Origin of the sequence: Chryseobacterium sp. T16E-39, assembly GCF_002216065.1 — a bacterium.
Taxonomy (GTDB): domain Bacteria; phylum Bacteroidota; class Bacteroidia; order Flavobacteriales; family Weeksellaceae; genus Chryseobacterium.
Genome location: NZ_CP022282.1, coordinates 4285122 through 4301515 on the forward strand (window position 1 = coordinate 4285122; position 16394 = coordinate 4301515).

12 protein-coding genes are annotated in these 16394 nt (G+C 36.3%); 1 reads left to right on the forward strand and 11 read right to left on the reverse strand.

Annotated features, from left to right (window positions below; translation table 11 throughout):
- Positions 1–10: 10 nt before the first annotated feature.
- From CEY12_RS19540 to CEY12_RS19590, 11 genes are all read right to left on the reverse strand, one after another.
- Complete coding sequence (locus CEY12_RS19540; RefSeq protein ID WP_228409736.1) at positions 11–1162, reverse strand: FAD-dependent oxidoreductase; 1152 nt, start codon at positions 1160–1162, stop codon at positions 11–13.
- A gap of 21 nt (positions 1163–1183) precedes the next feature.
- Complete coding sequence (locus tag CEY12_RS19545) at positions 1184–1936, reverse strand: helix-turn-helix domain-containing protein (protein ID WP_089029264.1); 753 nt, start codon at positions 1934–1936, stop codon at positions 1184–1186.
- Positions 1937–2086: 150 nt separating this feature from the next.
- Complete coding sequence (locus CEY12_RS19550) at positions 2087–2653, reverse strand: hypothetical protein (RefSeq protein WP_089029265.1); 567 nt, start codon at positions 2651–2653, stop codon at positions 2087–2089.
- A gap of 76 nt (positions 2654–2729) precedes the next feature.
- On the reverse strand, positions 2730–4445 hold the full coding sequence (locus CEY12_RS19555; protein WP_089029266.1) for an ATP-binding protein: 1716 nt from the start codon (positions 4443–4445) through the stop codon (positions 2730–2732).
- Between the two features lie 5 nt (positions 4446–4450).
- The gene (locus CEY12_RS19560; protein ID WP_089029942.1) at positions 4451–5560 is read right to left on the reverse strand and encodes a histidine kinase; all 1110 of its coding nucleotides are present in this window, start codon (positions 5558–5560) and stop codon (positions 4451–4453) included.
- A gap of 103 nt (positions 5561–5663) precedes the next feature.
- The gene (locus CEY12_RS19565) at positions 5664–6749 is read right to left on the reverse strand and encodes a porin (protein WP_172821055.1); all 1086 of its coding nucleotides are present in this window, start codon (positions 6747–6749) and stop codon (positions 5664–5666) included.
- 14 nt (positions 6750–6763) lie between these two features.
- Positions 6764–7321, reverse strand: a complete 558-nt coding sequence (gene kdpC, locus CEY12_RS19570; protein ID WP_089029944.1) for a potassium-transporting ATPase subunit KdpC — start codon at positions 7319–7321, stop codon at positions 6764–6766.
- Positions 7322–7334: 13 nt separating this feature from the next.
- Positions 7335–9374 carry a potassium-transporting ATPase subunit KdpB gene (gene kdpB, locus CEY12_RS19575; protein ID WP_089029945.1) on the reverse strand — a complete coding sequence of 680 codons (2040 nt, stop codon included), beginning with the start codon at positions 9372–9374 and terminating at the stop codon, positions 7335–7337.
- 177 nt (positions 9375–9551) lie between these two features.
- Entirely contained in the window at positions 9552–11246 is a 1695-nt protein-coding gene (gene kdpA / locus CEY12_RS19580; RefSeq protein WP_089029267.1) for a potassium-transporting ATPase subunit KdpA, read from the reverse strand.
- An 88-nt stretch (positions 11247–11334) separates the two neighbouring features.
- Positions 11335–11568: a hypothetical protein gene (locus tag CEY12_RS19585; protein WP_089029268.1), complete on the reverse strand. Its 234-nt coding sequence runs from the start codon at positions 11566–11568 to the stop codon at positions 11335–11337.
- Between the two features lie 120 nt (positions 11569–11688).
- Entirely contained in the window at positions 11689–13014 is a 1326-nt protein-coding gene (locus CEY12_RS19590; RefSeq protein WP_089029269.1) for a sigma-54-dependent transcriptional regulator, read from the reverse strand.
- Positions 13015–13336: 322 nt separating this feature from the next.
- Between CEY12_RS19590 and CEY12_RS19600 the strand changes: the two genes are divergently transcribed.
- Positions 13337–16204 carry a M16 family metallopeptidase gene (locus tag CEY12_RS19600; protein WP_089029271.1) on the forward strand — a complete coding sequence of 956 codons (2868 nt, stop codon included), beginning with the start codon at positions 13337–13339 and terminating at the stop codon, positions 16202–16204.
- The last annotated feature ends 190 nt before the right edge of the window (positions 16205–16394 follow it).

Genomic DNA, 16394 nt, shown 5'->3' on the forward strand with positions numbered 1-16394 from the left:
AAGATGGCTTTTATTTGCCATCAAACATTTTTAGAAGATTTTCAATGGCATTCTGAGAATGCAGCATGGCAGTATTATCCAAAGTAATTTTAGTCACCTTAGAGGCTCTCTTTTGCATTTGTTTTTCGAAATGAGAAATAGCTGTTTTCACATCTTCAAATGCTCCGCTCGTTAAACATTCAGCGAGTTCATACGCATCCTGCATAGCCATATTTACGCCTTCTCCGGCATAGGGTGGCATTCGGTGGGCAGCATCACCAAGCATTGTAAGATTTGGAAGTGTTTCCCAGGTTTGATCAAGAGGATAATGATACTGTGGACGAACCACAAATGAAGATTCATTGGTGGTAAATAATTCCTGCCAGCTCTCATCCCATGTTCCACATTCTTTCTTAAACCATTCAGAAATCTGATCTTTATTGTTAAAGTCAATTCCGGATTCTTTTGCCCAGTTTTCATCTACATTACATCCTGTATAAAAGGTAAGAGTTCCATCTCCTTTTGTACTGAATAATAAAGTTTTTCCCTCATCTAAAGCAAACATTTTTCCTCCCTCAACAAGTTTCCAAAGCTTCGGTGCATTCATTTCAGCGTTATAGATATTTCCTTCAACCATTGTAACTCCTGAATAAATAGGCAGGATATCTGTAATATAAGGTCGTATTTTAGAATTAGCCCCATCTGCAGCGATTACGATATCTGCATAATAAGAGTTGCCATTTTTGAAATATAATACCCAGCCATCACCATTTTTCTCCATTGATAGGAATTGGCTATCCCAAACTACAGTATCCGGCTTTAAGGTTTCCAGTAACATTTTCCTAAGCGGAGCTCTGTCGATTTCGGGACGGTCTTCTTCATGAGCACTTCCTGAATGATGTTCATCGAGGTATAGGCTAAGGTTTTTATCTACAACTTTTAGTTTCCCTGCATCCGGGCGGTAATTAGCTTTAAAAGCATCGATCAATCCAGCTCTTCGAAGCGCTTCCAGTCCAGATTCTTCATGAAGATCGAGAGTAGCACCCTGAACGCGGACATCCTTATGTTCGTCACGCTCATATACATGAACGTCGGCATTTTGAAGCTGTAAAAGTCTTGCTAAAGTTAGCCCTCCCGGACCTCCTCCAATAATGGCTATTTTTTTATTTTGTATAATCATCATATTTAAATTAATGATGCAAAATTACTTTTTGGGGAGAACGGAAAATTGTATAAATCGGTCGTTTTTGTTCTGACTGAGTTCTTTGGGTAGAAATCCGGAAAGCCTTTTGATCTCTTTAATAAAATGGGACTGGTCACTGAAGTTTTGTTCAGGAAATAATTTCCCTTCTTTAATATGCTTGAAAGAGGCTCTGAAACGGAGAATTCCACAATAGGCTTTTAAAGAAATACCATACTGTTGATTAAAATACCGGTTGATCTGCCGCTCACTCCATATTACCTTTTCTGAAAGTTCTTTGATGGGAATCGCCCCATTGGATAAGTAGATGAAGTTAAAAAGCTTCAACTTTCGCTCATCAATTTTCTGATGAGAAAGTTCAGCTTGTATTTTTTCTGATGCTTTCAAGCAGAATTGATCAAAATCTGTCATATCATCAACCGTAAATCCCCAAAAATCAATGGGTAGATTTTTAGCATAATTTAAAAGCTCTGAAACACTTTCATGCAGAATATATTCGGTGGCCAGCAGATTAAAACTGATCGCGAAAGTTTTGATTTTTTCTGCAATGACAATTTCTTCAGGGTGGGTGCCGATACCTAAAAGAACAATATGGAAAGGCTGCGTTGGGGATTGCGAGAAAATCACATCTATCCGTCCATCAGGTAAAAGAACAACTTCTTTATTGTCCGAAGGATTATCCAACATCCAGAAACTTTCTACAAAGTCTTTGAGAAAGGGATCAGGAAGTTTAGAGTTATAAATAAGATCATTCATCAAGCAAAAAAAAGATTTTTTTTATAAAGTAAATGCGATTTAAATTATTCAAAATTATCAAAAGTTTTTTGTTGATTTTCTCCATCTTCAGGAATATAAGTTCTCATACCCAATATAAAAATTCAGTAAGGTCTTCTGCGATCATTAGTATTATTGTTGATTGCGTAAGTTATTCAAAAAATCTTCAGGGTTTACTAAAAACCTGTAATTATCAGATAAAGTAATTAATTTATATACTTCATTTCGTTCCGGCCGTATCAGATTTCCTTTCACATCCAATAATAGGCAGTTGTATTTTTTTGCAATTTCAATAAATTGATTTAAAAAGACTAAACCACTTTCTCTTAGATCAGCTCTAAAGTAAAGCTCTTCTATCTTTTCAGATTGTTTGTCTAGTACTAAAGAGGCATCGTGATCAATACTATTTACAATATAATATTTCCAATAATAGGAATTAGAATTTTTTATAACATGAGTAGGGAATAGTTTACTGATATAATAAATTATTTCGGTAGGTGAAACATGAATTGAGTCCCACCAATCTATACTTAAAGCATCTTCGAAAAAGTCTGACGATTCCAAGAGATTATCCTTTTTTAGATGATAATGCTCAATTCTTTCTTCAAAATTAATATCTAATTTTGGAGGAATCATTCCCAATATATCCAATACTCCTTTTTCGGGGATTAAGTTTAATTTAAACTGATGAATAGCCATTATTTAATATTGCACTTGTCTTTTTAACAAGATAATTTCAGGAAGTGAAATTAAATAAAATTTAGAGAATTTAAATTTATGCCAATGGTAGCTCAAAATAAAAAGTACTTCCCTGATTTGGAGAACTCTTCACCCCAATTTTACCATCCTGTTTTTCGATAAAGTTTTTTGAAATGGCCAAACCAAGACCTGTTCCATTCTGATGTTCTCCCGGAACCTGAAAATATCGGTCGAAGATCTGACGGTGGTATTTTTCATCGATGCCACTTCCGGTATCTGTAATGCTGAACTGAATCATAGCGTCAGATTTTTCCACTTGAATCTTAATACTCTCATCCTGAAAAGAATGTTTGATCGCATTACTCAGGAAATTATTCATTACCCAAACCGTTTTATCAAAATCTGCGGAAACAAAATCATCATCGGCCATTAGGAAATTTGTTGTAACAGCAATATTCTTTTGCTCAGCTAGTTTTTCTACATTTTTGACAGCTGTAAGGACGATTTCTTTTGGTGAGCAGCTTTTAATATTTAACCGGATGTTTCCCGTTTCTACCTGTGATAGATTGAGTAATTCTCCGGTAATATCTAATAACCTTTGACCATCATCATTAATACTTTTTAAAAGCTCTTGCTGCTGGCTATTCAAATCACCAAATTTTTGATTTCCTAAAAGCTGGACTCCCATCTTTATAGCAGCAATAGGGGTTTTAAGCTCATGCGAGATGGTTGCTATAAAATTGGTTTTTGCAAAATCAAGCTCTTTAAAAGGAGTGATATTTCGTAGGAGAATTACTTTTCCAATATATTTTTTCTCCTTTTCTCCTGTCTTTGCGATATTAATGGGAACGATTTCCTGTTCAAAATAGTTCTCCTTATTATCCGTAACAATTTTGATAGGATCTTTTACCGGATGATCCATATTTTTAAGAAGTTCCCTGATCAGATCATTATTGACAGCAACTTCATGAGCCGTTTTTCCAATGATCTCTTCTTTTCGAAGATTGGTAATATTCAAAGCTTCATCATTGATCATATAGATATGATGATTTTCATCCAGGCCAATGACGGCATCATGCATATTATTGACGAGTGTTTCAATTCGCTTTTTATCCATCAGCTGGGTAGAAAGCGAACTGCTTTCATACTCCTGTAATTTCTCGGCCATAATATTAAAGGAATTGGCAAGGTCATTAAACTCCTCACTTCCTTTAAAATGAACTCTTTCGCTATAATTTTTATTGGCGATCTGTTTGATACTAAACGTTAATTGATTAATCGGTTCAGCAATCGTTTGTGGTAAATTAAATAAAAGGGTAAACGCAATCAGGAAACAAACAGTTCCTATGCTGACGATCCAGAAAGTGGCACGTTCAGCAGTGATAATTGCCGTATCACTTTTACGTTCAATCCCCTTCATATTCAGAGACATGATCTTTACTAAATCTTCACGGATAAGTTTTTCTTTTTTGTAGTCTGGCTGCTTCAGATAACTGGCAAAGTGGATCTTAAGATTTTGAGTAACTTCTTTTTCTCCGATTTCTGATAGGTTATGTTCCTGTAAAGTGTTATTTTTTTCAAAATCCCTTACAGAAACAACACTGTCTGTACTCATCCTATCCAAGGCGATCAGCATATTTTTAGAATATTCTAAGCTATTGTAATTGGCGGTAAGAATTTTCTCGGTGTCAGATTTCAGTTTATTGATATATACAGAGCCAACTACTGAAAGTAAAACGATCAGCAAAAATAAAAGACCTACGCCTAGTGTGAGTTTAGTTTTAAGTTTCATTACTCTTAAGATAAAATGATAATGTCTATCTGTCGTTCGTTCAATCGGTTCATTAATGTATAGATCCAGCTATAACCGGAAAGTCTTTGCCAGAAATGAGAGTGCGGTTTTCCGATACATACTGTTGTGATATTGTGTTGAATGACATAGTCCAGAATTCCTTTATGAACACTGTTTTCCTTTATCCGGATTACTTTGGCACCCATTTCTTGTGCTAAATTAAAATTATTAATTAAATATCGTTGCTTATTTAAGGCTATTTTTTCCGGATTTTCAGAGGGTTTCTGTACATATAAAACCGTCCATGGACTGTTATAATAACTGGCCAGACGCGCTGTTTTCCTGATAATATTTTTGGCGATTTTCTCATTACTGCTGATGCAGGCTAGAAATTTGATGGGTTTAAAGTTTTCAGTTTTAATTTCAGTTTCTACTTTCCTTTCAACATGGGTAGCTACCTCCTTTAAAGAAAGTTCCCGGAGTTGCAGAATGTGTCCGCTTTGGAAAAAGTTGTTCAGTGCCGTCTGAATTTTCTCTTTCTTATAGATCTTTCCTTCTTTTAGTCTGGTTAAAAGTTCATCAGCGGTTAAATCAATATTCACCACTTCATCAGCAAGGGCAAGAATTTTGTCAGGAACTCGTTCTGAAACCTCTATACCGGTGATCTTTTTTACCTCTTCGTTCAGACTCTCAATATGCTGGATGTTCATCGCACTGATGACGTTGATTCCATTATCAAGAATCTCTAATACATCCTGCCATCTTTTTTTATTCTTAGAACCTTCTACATTGGTGTGTGCCAGTTCATCTACAAGAACAACTTCCGGGTGCTCATTGATGATAGCCTGAAGATCCATTTCTTCGAGATTTTTGCCCTTGTAAAATACAGATCTTCTTGCTATTTCAGGAATGCCATCAACCAATGCAACTGTTTCTTCCCGGCCGTGTGTTTCGACATAGCCTATTTTTACATCAATCCCATTTCGTAGCAGGGCATGAGCTTCCTGAAGCATACGGAAAGTTTTCCCCACACCAGCACTCATTCCAATATAGATCTTGAATTTTCCTTTTTTTGATTTTTGAATCAGTTCTAAAAATTGTTTTGCTGATGACATTGATTTTATTCTTTTTAATTTTATTTTTTCTTGAACCATAAAAGGAACAAAATTTTTAGACCTAAACACGCTGAGGTATTTAAGTCTAAAAAAGATTTATTTTTTAAAACCACGCCGCTAGGCTCGTTGTAACAAAGAAGTTTCCTTGTTTAAAATCATCACCTTTTACAAAGATCGCATCTTTTGAATTAAATGCTCTTGCTTCTGTACGAAAAACAATATTTTTCGAAACTGCATAATCTATATTAAAGGAGTATCCAAAAGTCTGAAACCCATTAGGTGTTTTGGTCGCAATAATTACTCCGTTCTTATCACTATAGTATTCAAGTCTTCCCGCAAGAGCCCATCGATTATCAAGTTGATATTTCATCAACAGGTTGGGGCTGTACCACAGACTATATTGGTCACTACCTTTTGATTTCTGCTCAGCACCGATATCAAAACCTATCACTGTGGAAAACGCTTCGGTCAATTGGAAGCTTCCATATAAGTCATGGAAATACCGCATTCTCTTGTCTTCTTTTGCTTTATCATTTCCTATGAAAGAGCTGCTGTTCAAGGTGATTTTATCATTAGGTTTAAAAGTGACCTGATGTCCGAAAGAAATACTTTGATTCCCTTCTGGCTTTGCAATACGCTGCCATCCATTCAATACCATTCCGCTTAGAAACCATTTCCCGTTATCTGAAGTATAAGAGATTTTAGCTCCTGTTTCAAAATAAGGAGAATTTTCAGCAGCAAAACTCCTTGTTAAATTGATATTATCCTTTCCTATCGCACTTTCCCAACCAATATGAGAGGGCATTATCCCCGCATCGATCCATAGGTTTTTGGTTTCGGAGATTTTAATTCCAATATTAGCCTCATTTACATAACGTAGAGCGTTCTGCTCTGCTGCCATATTATCCTGGGCGTACGTCCCTGCCATTAAGGCCATATTAGCACGGAATTTATCACTCTCATACGAAGCTTTTACCATGCCCAGATTAAGATTAAGTTCATTATGCCTGTTGTATGAATACAGGAAATTCTGACGAAGATGATTGGCTGGTTCATTAAAATCATAAGTATAAAATAACTCTGCATAGGCAGAAAATTTCACTTTTGGACTTACTTTCACGGAATCTGAAGATTGAGCTTTTGGAAAATAAATTCCCATTAATATTCCAGCGACAATATATTTTTTCATGTTAGTTTTAAGCATTATTTTAATTGATCTAAAGCGATATTAAGTTGTAAGACATTCACTTTAGAAGGTCCGAAAAGTCCAAGCAGGGGCTTTTCTGTGTGTGTTTTAATAAGATTTTCAATAGTGGCTTCCGAAAGGTTTCTTTCCTTTGCTATTCTTTTGATCTGAAAAGCAGCACCTGCTTCAGAAATATTAGGGTCTAAACCGCTTCCACTTGCTGTAACCAGTTCAACAGGCACTTTTTCGTTGTTCATTTCAGGATTCTGCATTCTTAAAGTGTCTATTCTTTTTTGTACGGTTTCCAGATATTCTTTATTGCTGGGCCCCTTATTGCTTCCTGCACTTCCTGATGCATTGTAGTTCACCGCTGATGGGCGGCTGTGGAAGTATTTCAGGGATTTAAATTCCTGTCCAATGTTGGCGTAAAACTTCTGACCTTTATAAGTAATGGTTTCTGCATTTCCCTGGGTAGGTAAGATCTTTGAACCTGCATAAACAATGATTAAATAAACTCCAACAAGAAGTCCCATTACGAAAGTCAGTTTCAATGATGATATTATATAATTTTTCATTTTTCTAAAATTTTTAAAAGAATAAGCTGATGAGTAGATCAATAACTTTTATTCCGATAAATGGAGCTATGATACCTCCAACACCGTAAATCAAAAGGTTTCTTCTTAACAGCGCACTGGCACCGATGGGTTTGTACGCAACCCCTTTTAAAGCCAATGGAATTAAAATCGGAATAATAATAGCATTGAAGATAATAGCCGATAATATGGCTGATTCAGGGCTATGAAGATTCATAATATTCAATTTCTGAAGAGCCGGAATGAACGTGATAAATAAGGCCGGTATAATGGCGAAATATTTAGCGACATCATTCGCAATACTGAAAGTGGTAAGTGTTCCACGGGTCATCAATAACTGTTTTCCAATCTCTACAATTTCAATCAGCTTGGTAGGGTCGTTGTCAAGATCTACCATGTTTCCGGCTTCTTTTGCAGCCTGTGTTCCACTGTTCATTGCTACACCGACATCTGCCTGAGCCAAAGCGGGTGCGTCATTCGTTCCATCTCCCATCATTGCTACCAGTTTTCCTGACTGCTGCTCTTTCTTGATGTAATTCATTTTATCCTCCGGCTTAGCTTCTGCAATGAAATCATCAACCCCAGCTTTTTCTGCGATAAATTTTGCTGTCAATGGATTATCTCCTGTTACCATCACGGTTTTTACACCCATTTTTCTCAAGCGTTGGAAACGTTCCTGAATTCCGGTTTTAATGATATCCTGAAGTTCAATCACTCCCCAGACTTCTTCATTTACAGAAACGACTAAAGGAGTTCCTCCGTTTTCAGAAATTTTAGTCGTAGCATCCTGAGTTTCCTGAGGAAAGAGATTTCCTGCTTTTTCAGTTAATTTCTTAATGGTATCATAAGCTCCTTTTCGGATTCTTGTATTCTCAAAATCGATCCCTGAAGTTCTCGTCTCAGCAGTAAAGTCGATATAAGTGGGACTCGACACAATCAGGTCTTTTGGTTGTAGTTCGCTTAATTCAATAATTGACTTTCCTTCCGGGGTTTCATCTGCCACTGAGCTTAATGCTGAAGCTTTTATAAATTCTTCCAGTTTAATGTTATGGGCAGGGTGAAATTGGGTTGCTTTACGGTTTCCTATCGTTATCGTTCCCGTTTTATCCAATAGTAAGACATCAATATCGCCTGCTGTTTCAACGGCTTTTCCACTTTTTGTAATGACATTGGCTCTTAAAGCTCTGTCCATCCCCGCAATTCCAATTGCAGAAAGCAGACCTCCGATCGTTGTGGGTATCAAACAAACGAAAAGTGATATAAATGCCGCAATGGTAATCGGCGTCTGCGCATAATCTGCAAAGGGTTTTAAAGTAAGGGTAACTATTATAAAGGTTAAAGTAAATCCTGCTAAAAGTATCGTTAATGCGATCTCATTAGGTGTTTTTTGTCTTGAAGCACCTTCCACAAGGGCAATCATTTTATCAAGGAAAGATTCACCGGGTTTTGTAGTCACTTTCACTTTTATGCGGTCAGAAAGTACTTTTGTACCACCGGTCACTGAACTTTTATCGCCTCCTGCTTCTCTAATGACTGGTGCGCTTTCTCCGGTAATTGCAGATTCATCTATGGTAGCCAAACCTTCAATGATCTCTCCGTCCATTGGGATCTGATCACCGGTTTCACATAAAAAGATATCCCCTAATTTCATTTCAGCAGACATTTTTAACGTAGTGTCTACCTGAAATCCGGGTTTATTTTCGATAATTAATTTTGCCGGAGTTTCTTCACGTGTTTTACGTAATGTATCCGCCTGTGCTTTACCTCTTGCTTCTGCGATAGCTTCTGCAAAATTGGCAAAAAGAACAGTGAAAAATAGAATGATAAATACTAAAAAATTATAAGAGAAACTTCCCTGTGTTTTATCTCCTGTTAAGCTAAATAAGCTCACAACAAACATGATGATGGTTCCGATCTCAACCAGGAACATAACAGGATTTTTAAACATGATTTTCGGATTTAGCTTTACGAAAGACTGTTTGATCGCTTCGTTTACCAAATCTTTTTGAAACAATGTTTGTGATTGATTTTTCATTTTTTTGAAAGAGTTATATAATTTGAAACCAATGTGAACCATTAAGGTGATAAAAAGACCTAAGAATTGATATGGATAATATTATTCGAATGAATGTTTTATGAGAGGTAGACTAGTATCTGGCTTTATCAGTTTCCTTAATGGCTTACGATTGATTTTAATTGTAGGGGTTCACATTTATTTAGAAAAATATTGAAGTTGTTCCGCAATAGGACCCAATGTAAGTGCCGGAAAGAATGATAAGGCTGCGATAAGCAGGATCACGGCTAAAGTCATGAATCCAAAGGTTGCCGTATCCGTTTTCAAAGTACCTGCACTTTCAGGGATATATTTTTTCTGAGCCAGATAACCTGCAATGGCTATAGGACCAATGATCGGGATAAATCTTGAAAGTAAAAGAACAATTCCTGTTGAAATATTCCACCATGGAGTATTATCACCGAGTCCTTCAAATCCGGAACCGTTATTAGCAGAAGAGGAAGTGAACTCATACAGCATCTCACTGAATCCATGAAATCCGGGGTTGTTTAATGTTTTAGCTCCGAATTCCGGCAGGTAGGCGGTTAAAGCTGTTCCCACAAGGATTAAGAATGGGTGGAATAAAGCTACGATCATTGCGATCTTCATTTCCTTGGCTTCGATTTTTTTACCCATAAATTCCGGTGTCCTTCCAACCATCAGACCACTCATAAATACGGCGAGAATGATGAATATGAAATAATTCAGGATTCCTACACCACAACCTCCATAGAAACAGTTGATCATCATAGCCAAAAGCTCGTTCATTCCTGAAAGTGGCATTGTACTGTCGTGCATTGCATTTACAGATCCTGTAGAAATGACCGTCGTAGCGATACTCCAATATCCTGAAGCAGCACTTCCAAAACGGATTTCTTTACCTTCCATTGCTCCCAGGTGACTGTCAGCTCCCATTTGGGTAATCAAGGGGTTTCCATTAGTTTCGTTGATTACATTTGGAACAGTAAGAGCCAGAAAACCAATAGTCATTACCGTGAAAATCGTCCATGAAAGTTTTCTTTTCTTTAAATAAAACCCTAATGCAAATACCAAAGCAAACGGAATGATCATCTGAGTAACCATTTCAGTCATATTGGTCATATAATTAGGGTTCTCAAGCGGGTGTGCTGAGTTGGCTCCGAAAAAACCACCTCCATTGGTTCCCAAATGTTTAATAGAAACAAAAGCAGCAACAGGACCTCTCGAAATATCAGCTTTTTGACCTTCTAAAGTAGTAATATGATCTTTCCCTTCAAACGTCATTGGAGTTCCGTTAGCAGAAAGAATAAGTGCCACAATAATACCTATTGGGATCAATATTCTGATCATGGATTTTGTGAAGAAATCAAAGAAATTTCCTAACTCTGTTGTTGTTTTTTCTTTAAATGCTTTAAAAAGTACCGCCATAGCAGCCATTCCGGTTGCAGCAGTTACAAATTGAAGAAACATTAAATATAATTGACTCAGATAGCTTACTCCCGTTTCGCCGGAATAATGCTGTAGATTACAATTCACCAGAAAAGAAATTGCGGTATTGAAAGCAAGATCAGGTGACATATCTGGATTTCCATCAGGATTTAATGGAAGCCAGGATTGATTTAACAGAATAAAAAATCCAATGATAAACCAAACAAGATTGATCGTCAGCATCGCAAACATGTTTTGCTTCCAGGTCATCTGACGGTTGGGATTAATTCCGGATACTTTATAAATTAGATTTTCAATAGGCTGGAAAATAAAATCTAAAAAGGTTTTTTTATGGCCATAAACATTAGCAATATATTTACCTAAAAATAATCCTATTACTAATGTGATGACAAACATCGCTATGATGCCTAAAATTTCTGTGTTCATGATTGATTAAAATTTTTCTGGTTTTATAAGAACATAGCAGATATACACGAAGGCCAGTATTGAAAGAAAAAATAAACTCCACATAGCTTTATATTTTATCAAAAAATTCAACGGATTTGTACAAAAGCCAAAACATCACTGCACAAAGCAGCACTAAACTAATAAGCATCATATCTTTATAATTAAGGTTAATAGGGTAAATAGTACATACGACACCATCAGCAAGCTCAACTTCGAATGATCCCGTTTTTTGAATGTTCTTTTTGAAATAGTCATTTTGAAATATTTTATTTTTTATCCCTAATGCCAAAAAAGAATCCATTTTGTTATTTTTTAATTTAATACGTTGTTTATTAGTTATTTATGTGTTTTATGGAATAGTACTAAAAACAGAAAAGCCTATCAAAATGATAGGCTCTTTATTAAAATGATAGGCTTAGTTTTATCGTAATCCGTATTCTTCCAGCTTGCGGTATAACGTGGCAATACCAATTTCCAGCAGTCTTGCTGCTTCCGCTTTATTGCCCTTGGTGTAATGCAAAACTTTTTGAATATGTTCTTTTTCAAGTGATCTGATGCTCAAAGAATCTTTGTCACTGTTTACTTTTTCTGAATAATGGGGAAGGCTTTCTGTATCCAGAATATGGTCATTCATTAAAATGAGACTTCTTTCTATCGTATTTCTTAATTCCCGGATGTTCCCTTTCCAGTCATTTTTTTCCAGTGTTTTATAATAGTCAGGAGAAACCTGTACTGAGTTTAAGTGTAATTTGTGTGAAAAAATATCAATAAAGCTTTTAGCCAACACTTTTAAGTCCTCTTTCCTTTCTCTTAAAGGAGGGAGAGTGATCTCAAAAACATTCAATCTGAAATAAAGGTCTTCTCTGAAATTTCCCTGCCTGATCTCATCTTCAAGATTCCTGTTTGTTGCAGCGATCAATCTGAAGTCTGATTTTGAAACTTTTGTTTCACCCATTTTCATAAATTCATGGGTCTCAAGAACGCGGAGCAGTTTAGCCTGGAGCTCAATAGGCATTTCTCCGATCTCATCTAAAAATAAAGTCCCACCATTGGCTTCTTCTACCAATCCTTTTTTGTCTTTGATCGCTCCGGTAAAGGCTCCCTGTTTGTGCCCAAAAAGTTCACTTTCGAGGATTTCTTTGCTAAATGCAGAACAGTTTATTGCGACAAAGTTATTTTTCTTTCGGTCACTTCCTTCATGAATGGCATTCGCAAAGACCTCTTTCCCGGTTCCTGTCTCTCCGGTTAACAGAACAGTGGCATCCGTTAGGGCCACTTTTTCAGCTAGTTTTTTAGCCTGAAGAATGGATGGAGAGCTTCCCATGATCTGATTGAATCCCTTTTGTACATCACCTTTCTGAACAATCTTAGATTTATTATCTTGTACTTTGTCCAAAGCTTTGTATACTAAAGGAATGATTTTGTCATTGTCATCGCCTTTTACGATATAATCGTAAGCACCATTTTTCATCGCCTGAACTGCGTCCGTAATATTTCCGAAAGCAGTCATCAGAATAATTTCCAGATGTGGATATTTTGTTTTGATGGATCTTACCAGTTCAACGCCAAAGCCATCGGGTAAGCGGACATCGCTTAAAACGACATCAAATTCGTATTGCTCAAGCATCGTCATCGCCGAACGGGCAGTAGAAGCTTCTTTGACATTAAAATCTTCCTGAGAAAGGATCATTCCCAAAAGTTTGAGAAGTTTAAGCTCATCATCGATGATCAGAATATTTCCGGACATGGTATAAATTTTAGGTAAAACCTTATGCAAACTTAATCAAACTTGGAGATACAAACCGAATCTTAGAGATTTTTATTTAATGTACAATGTATTTGAATAGCAGAGCATCATTGAAAACTCAACCGATAATTCAACAGTTTTACAAATCTGCAATTTTACCATTTTACCATTTCGCTATTCAGGCATCCAGCCTATCCACTTCGCTATTTCAAATCACCATCATAGATTTAATAATTATAAAATTAACAGGCTTTATTTTTGTATTGCTTACATTTGTAAGGCATTCTGTTTTAAAGAATGAAAATGAACTTACATATTACATATGACGGACAAAAGATATAAGGAGACGATTCACACAGACAAAAATAATTACGAATATATAGCCGTCACTCACGACGAAAACGGGGTAAGAATGTATACCCTGAAAAATGGACTGAAGGTCTTTCTTGCTCAAAATTTTGATTCCCCAAGGATTCAGACTTATATTCCCGTAAGGACGGGAAGTAACAACGATCCTTCTGATAATACTGGTTTAGCACATTACCTTGAACATATGATGTTTAAGGGGACCTCTAAAATAGGAACTCAAAACTGGGATAAAGAAAAGGTCTTACTGGATCAGATTTCGGAATTATATGAACAGCATAAAGCAGAAGAGAACGCTGAAAGAAAAAAAGAGATTTATAAAAAAATCGATGAGGTATCTCAGGAGGCAAGCCAATATGCTATCGCCAATGAGTATGATAAAGTGATTTCTTCATTAGGAGCTAGTGGAACCAATGCCCATACATGGTTCGATGAAACTGTTTATAAAAATAATATTCCTAATAATGAGCTTGAAAAATGGCTGAAAGTTGAGAAGGAAAGATTCTCGGAAATTGTTTTGCGCCTGTTCCATACAGAACTTGAGTCTGTTTATGAAGAATTCAACAGGGCTCAGGATAATGATTCCAGATTAGTGAATTATGAACTGATGGATGCGCTTTTCCCTACCCATGCCAATGGCCAGCAGACTACTTTAGGAAGACCCGAGCATTTGAAAAACCCTTCTATGAAAGCTATTCATAAATATTTTGATGAATATTATGTTCCTAATAACTATGCGATGGTAATGGTAGGGGACTTGAATTACGAAGATACGATCCAGCTTATTGATCAGTATTTCGGAACCATTCCTTATAGAGAACTCCCAAAGAAATCTCCTGTTATTGAAGAACCTCTTACAGGAATTGTAAAGCGGACGGTGAAAAGCCCAACCACACCAAGGGTTCAGCTGGCATGGAGAACAGAAAGTTATGGAACCAGAGAAGCGATGTTGGCGGATATTACAGTAAATATCATGAGCAACAGGGGAGAAGCAGGACTGCTAGATCTTAATATCAATCAAAACCAAAAAATGCTTTGGGCGCAGGCTTTTTCTGTGGGATTAAAACAATACGGTTATTTTTCAATTGTTGCCGTACCTAAAGAAACCCAGACTTTGGATGAAGCAAGGGATATGGTTTTAGAACAGATTGAATTAATAAAAAAAGGAGAATTTCCCGATTGGATGCTTCCTTCAATTATCAATGATTTCAAACTTCAGAGAATGAAGGCGCTAGAAACGGCTGACGGCTTGGCCACCAATCTTTATGATACTTATATAAAAGGAAGGACATGGGCGGAAGAACTTAATGAAATGGATGAATATGCCTCATTTACGAAACAGGACGTTATCGATTTTGCTAAAAGTTTTTTTAAAGATAATTATGTAGTCATTAATAAAGAAAAAGGCATTAACGATAAGCTTGTCAGAGTTGAAAATCCCGGTATTACACCCATTAAAATTAACAGGGATGCGCAGTCAGAGTTTTTAAAACAGATTTTAGCAGAGAAGACAGAGGATATCCAACCTGAATTTATCGATTATAACAAAGAGATCATAACGGGGGCAATTAAAGACAAAAAACTAAGCTTTGTCAAAAATAAGTACAATGATATTGCCCAGGCCTATTTTATTTTCCCTTTTGGAAGTGATAACGATCGTGATTTGGCAATATCAACACAGCTATTGCAATACTTGGGAACTGAACAGTATTCTCCGGAGGACCTGAAGAAAGAATTCTTTAAAATTGGAGTAAGCAACGATTTCAAGACAACAAATGATCAGCTTGTGATTTCACTGAGTGGTTTGGAAGAAAATATTGAGAAAGGAGTTGAGTTGCTACAGCATTGGATGTATAACGTAAAACCCGATCAGAAAATCTACCACCAGTTTGTGGAAACCGTTTTGGAAAACCGGGAAGCGATGAAAAAGGATAAAAACCGGATCATGACCGCTTTAACGAATTATACAAAGCTGGGTGAGTTTTCCAGGTTTACAGATGTCATTTCGAGGGAAGAGCTTGAAACTAGTAAAGTAGAAGTGTTTACAGACCGGATAAAAAAAATGTTTGGGTTTCCATACCAGATATTTTTCTACGGAAAAAATCTCGAAAACTTTAAAAGCTATATTGAGAATTATGTCAAGCCAGCGAGCTTCGAAATTCCTGACGCTAAGAAATATCCTGAGCCTGAAACCAATGGAAAAGTTAATTTCATAGATTATGATATGGTGCAGGTGGAAATGAGTAAAATAGGAAAAGGGCATGATATCAATACCGCCAATTTGGGTAAAATTAATGTGTTCAACGAATATTTTGGACGAGGATTGTCTTCTATAGTATTTCAGGAAATCCGTGAAAGTAAGAGTTTAGCCTATTCAGCCTATGTTTCTTATGCTGCTAATTCAGAATCCGGGCATCCAGATTATGTGACAACCTATATTGGAACGCAACCGGATAAGCTTCAAATTGCTGTGGATACCATGTCGGAACTGATGAGTGAGCTTCCTGAGGTACCTATCCAATTTGATAATGCTAAAAGTACTGCGTTGAAACAGATCGCATCAACCAGAGTTACCAGAACAAATATTTTCTTCAATACATTGAGATTGAAAAAAATTGGAATTACCCATGACTTCAGGAAAGATATTTACGAGCAAATTCAAAAACTGGATTTTGCTGAGGTAAAACAGTTCTATCAAACAGAAATAAAACCATTGCATTTTAATACAGCTATCCTCGGGAAGAAAGAAAACCTGAATATGGAAGCTGCCAATGATATGGGAACCTTTAAAGAAGTCAGTTTAAAAGATATTTTTGGACATTAGATATACAGACCCCGGCTTAGGCCGGGGTTATTTTTTTCAGGCCCTAACTTTATTGATGCGATTTCTGATTGTAAAATTGTTTGCTTGGGTAATGAAAGTTAATGTGGGATTAATAATTTTATAATATATAAAAAATGTTCATCTGTAAATATTTGGTCAAATTTGTCCCTTTCAAATTATTAGGGAATAT